The organism is Synechococcus sp. R55.7 (genome assembly GCF_047461955.1).
In the GTDB taxonomy this organism is placed as follows: Bacteria; Cyanobacteriota; Cyanobacteriia; order Thermostichales; family Thermostichaceae; genus Thermostichus.
In genome coordinates this window covers 3,011-6,932 of the sequence record NZ_JANSIC010000015.1, presented here as the reverse complement: position 1 = coordinate 6,932, position 3,922 = coordinate 3,011, and the positions used below count along the sequence as shown (strand labels likewise).

Genomic DNA, 3,922 nt, shown 5'->3' with positions numbered 1-3,922 from the left:
CTGAGGGGAACGGTCTTGGGCGCGTTCGCGACAGCGGTGCGGAGCACTAGAACTCTCATCCGCAAGAGCAGAGACGCCCGCCTTGGGGGTGCTGCGGTAAGAGGGCAAATCCGAGAGGCGCGGGGGTTCTGGCACCCCCTGTTGCCAAGGGGCGGGTGGGCGATACAATTCCTGGGTTGGCTCAGGACCCACCACGGCAGGCAAATGAGGTGGGGGATGGGGGGCTTGTTCGCGACAGCGGTGCGGAGCACTGGGAGAGAGCATCCCTGCCGGCGGGTCTTCGCGGCTGGGCATTTCGTCCAGGTAAGCTTGCACTTGGGGGTTGTCGAAGTAGGCTTGCAACGTCGCTTGGGCGGCTTCCAGACCGCGGAACTCCGGGAACACCTCCTCCTGAAACCATTTTTCTGTGAAGCGGCACAGACCCGGCAGATGGTCGGGAGAACCGGCGGAGTGTTCTTCGATAAACTGCAAGGCCTCTACTTCTTGGGTGGAGCGCAGATGGGCGAGCGCGTCTTCGGTCTGCCCCAGCAACAGACTACAGATGGCCTGCTCCAGATGCACATCCTGCCGCTGCGCCAGACGAGCCAGGTAGCCGCGAGCACGCCGCACCAGGGCCGGACGATTTTCCAGATAACCTGCCGCCAGCAACACCTGCACGGCCAGGTAGGCGGCTACCATCGAGGGACGCTCAGCCTCCTGCTCGAACAGCTCTTGCTGTTCTTTGAGGGTGAGGTGGCGACGTACCCGTTGGATAAAGCGCAGGAAATCTTCGGTGCTGAGGCCAGAGCCATCTTGCCCCATCCCCTCGATGCCGCCCCGTTCGTCCAGCATGGCTTTGAGGAGAGCCAGTCCCTGCTGTCGCTCCCCGTTCCCATCAGCGGTGTGTCTTCCAGCTTGGGCGGGAGCACTTTGGCTGAGGAGTTGCAAAATGCGATAGGGACGCAGCTTGCCCAAATCGATACGGATCTCCGCTTGCATCTGCGGAAAGGCCTGATACTCCTCCAGCTCCGCCAAGCCCGCCTGTAGGGAACGCGCCGCCTCTTCATAGGATCCCTGTTGCCAGGCTTCTCGACCCAGTTCCAGACGAGCGATGGCCCGCGCCAAAATGGCATCGGAACGAGCAGGGTGGCCCTGCTCCAGCATATGTTGAGCCAAGTCCAAGGCAGCTTGGTATTCTCCGGCTTCGCAATACAAGCACAGCACTCCCGGTAGGTGCGCCTCCTCCACCGTCAAGGTGGGATCCGCCGGCATGAGATGTTCGTCGTAGTTTCGCCGTGCCTCAGGGTTCAGCAGCACAGAAGCCGCCTCTTGGATCATTTGAGCGCGAGCTTCCACAGCCTGTGGCGAGAACTCCAGCAGCCAGGAGCGCTCGCCCGGCTTGAGATCGATTCGCTCCCGGTATGCCTGCTCAATCTGATGCTCATCTGCCCGTGCCGACAGCATCAAAACCCGATAATAGTCGAGGGGCACCCGCACCGTCATGGTTTTTGTCCGCGCTCTCCTGTTCGTGCCAGCGGGACGGAGTCCTTGGACAACTTACCCGCATCGACTTAACTGTAGTCCTTTTCGTGGGTAAAAGGGATCCCCCCTCGGGAATCGCTGCTCCGCCCCTACCAGTTCCAGCTACCCGGCTCTCCTTTGAAAGGGCCTACGACCTTTGAGGTGATCCAACCGCCGTAGAAATCTCCGGGTTGAGGCCGGACTCGTTCTCCACCTACCCGGCACTCCTGCACACGGCCTGGATAAAAGGCAAGGTAGTCGCGGATGGGCAAAAACGCCGGGCTGGGATCCGGATAGCTCCAGGCGGCATCTACGGCTGTTTGGGATCCGACCTGAACTGTCCAGTAGCAGGCAGCCCCTTTGAACTCACAGAAAGAGGTGCGAGAGCTGGGGCGGAGATACTGCAGTCGAACGTCGGTGGGGGGAATGTAGTAGGTGGGCGGGTGGCTGGTTTCCAGGACGCGGTAGCAACGGCGGCTTTGGGCAATGAGCTCGCCATTGAAGAGAACTTCCACCAGTTCTGTGGTGGGCTCCAGACGAGGTGGGCGCGGATAGTCCCAGACAGATTCTTGTCCTGGATGGGGAGAAATCGGTTGGGGAGACATGGGTCAATATCTTCAATATCTAAAGCAGACGGGTGGCCTCCAGCAGTTTGGCGTACCGGATCAGCAGCAAAGACTGTTGCTCCGGCAGCGGCTGAATAACCCCCTGCTGCTGCAGACGGCTCAGTACCGCCAGGGCTGTCTCCCGGCTAACTTGGCTGATATCGGCCAAATCCTGGGGGGGAGGGTAGACAATGCGCATCCCCTGGGGGGTCTTCTCGCCAAAAGCTTCCGCCAGTTGCACCAGCGTATGCACCACTCGCAGCGGGGGGCTCTGCTGGTCAAGATCCGCCTGCAAGTTGGCCAGGCGCAGGCGACGGGAGAGGCTGCAGGCCAGCTGGTAACACAGTTGCGGCTCCCGCAACATCAGCGCTTTGAAGGTTGCCGCCGGGATCCCGGCCACCCGCAGCGGGGTTAGGGCCAGCACATCTCGCGAGCGGGGAGCTTCGTCCAGTACCGCCATTTCCCCCACCCAAGCGCCCGGCCCCAGCAAGGCAAGGGTTTTGGTGCTGTCTTGCGCCCGCAAAGCCCGCCGCACCTTAGCCCAGCCGGCGAGGATCAGATAAACTACGCTGCCCCAGGCATCTTGCATGAAGAGGGCCTGTCCCGCCGGGATATCCCGCAGCTTGACCTGGGATCCCAACCATTGCAAGGACGTCGCCGAAAGTTCGGCCAACATTGGCACCGCCTTGAGCTCGGAGAGAAGGGCAACAGGAGCATCGGAAGCCATGGCGGGTCGGACGTTTCACCATACCGCAAGCCCACTGTAGCCCAGTTACCAACTCAAGAGCTATCCTGCAATCCACCACCCCGCCATGTGCGCCAAGATCTAGTGAGGAGGTGGTCTTGCTGTAGAGTCTTGCCGGTATGGCCCTCAGAGCCTCTAGAGCTACCCTGCGGTTGAGGGTGGGGGGAACCCAAACTCTGCCGTTTCGTCTGGGCAACAGAGGTTCTGTCTGGGAGGGGATCCCTCCGCTGTTGTTGTTAGAACTTATGGATGCCTATGGATGCTGCCCTCAGCGACATCAGTGGCCAGCGCTGGTCGGTCTTGGTGAAGAACGTGCCTGTGCGGCCCGAAAAGCTCGCTGATGTGGATCTGGTGCTGATCTGTCAGCAGGGATCCCAGCCCCATCGGGAGGCTTTTGCCGAGTTGATGCGTCGCCATCAGGCCCATGTGGACAAGGTGCTCTATCATCTTGCCCCGGACTGGCAGGACCGGCATGACTTGGCCCAGGAAGTTTGGATCCGGGCCTACCGCCACCTGAAACGCCTACAGGAGCCGGCGAAATTTCGCAGCTGGCTGGGGCGGATCGCCACCAACCTGTTTTACGACGAGCTGCGCAAGCGCAAACGACAGCAGCAGCCCCTTTCTCTGGATGCGCCGATTCAGATGCGGGATAGCGAGATGGAATGGGAGCTGCCCAGCGAGAGCCCCAGTCCCCATGAGCACCTCGCCACCTGCGAGTTCTACGAGCGATTGCACCAAGCCGTCCGCGACTTGCCGCAGGCCTTTCGCCAGACAATCCTGCTGCGGGAAATTCAGGGAATGGCTTATGAGGAAATTGCCGAGATCACAGGGGTGTCTTTGGGCACTGTTAAGTCTCGCATTGCGCGCGCCCGCGCCCGCCTACAATCCACCCTAAAACCCTACCTTAATGGTGAATGACCATGGTTCGCGGCAACCCCAACCCCGACCCCAGGGATCCCCAGCAAGAGCTGCCGGTGGTGGATGAGCGCTTTGAACAGTTGAGCGCCTACTTGGATGGGGAATTGTCGTCTCAAGAGGCGCGGCAGGTGGAAGATTGGCTGGCCAGCGATCC

At 60.9% G+C, this 3,922-nt stretch carries 5 protein-coding genes; 2 read left to right on the top strand and 3 right to left on the bottom strand.

Features of this window, described 5'->3' with window-relative positions; translation table 11 throughout:
- From NW820_RS01740 to NW820_RS01730, 3 genes are all read right to left on the bottom strand, one after another.
- On the bottom strand, positions 1 to 1,482 hold a 1,482-nt coding region (locus tag NW820_RS01740; RefSeq protein WP_414406513.1), incomplete at its 3' end, for a J domain-containing protein.
- A gap of 128 nt (positions 1,483 to 1,610) precedes the next feature.
- Positions 1,611 to 2,105, bottom strand: coding sequence for a DUF427 domain-containing protein (locus NW820_RS01735; RefSeq protein ID WP_011433071.1), 495 nt, complete (start codon positions 2,103 to 2,105; stop codon positions 1,611 to 1,613).
- A 19-nt stretch (positions 2,106 to 2,124) separates the two neighbouring features.
- Positions 2,125 to 2,832 carry a Crp/Fnr family transcriptional regulator gene (locus tag NW820_RS01730; protein WP_414382146.1) on the bottom strand — a complete coding sequence of 236 codons (708 nt, stop codon included), beginning with the start codon at positions 2,830 to 2,832 and terminating at the stop codon, positions 2,125 to 2,127.
- Between the two features lie 273 nt (positions 2,833 to 3,105).
- Here NW820_RS01730 and NW820_RS01725 point away from each other — a divergent pair, with 273 nt between their 5' ends.
- A complete protein-coding gene (locus tag NW820_RS01725; protein WP_414343224.1) occupies positions 3,106 to 3,768 on the top strand; it encodes a sigma-70 family RNA polymerase sigma factor in 663 nt (220 codons plus the stop codon).
- The coding region (locus NW820_RS01720) for an anti-sigma factor family protein (RefSeq protein ID WP_414406519.1) at positions 3,765 to 3,922 on the top strand (158 nt) is incomplete at its 3' end. The genes NW820_RS01725 and NW820_RS01720, both read left to right, overlap by 4 nt.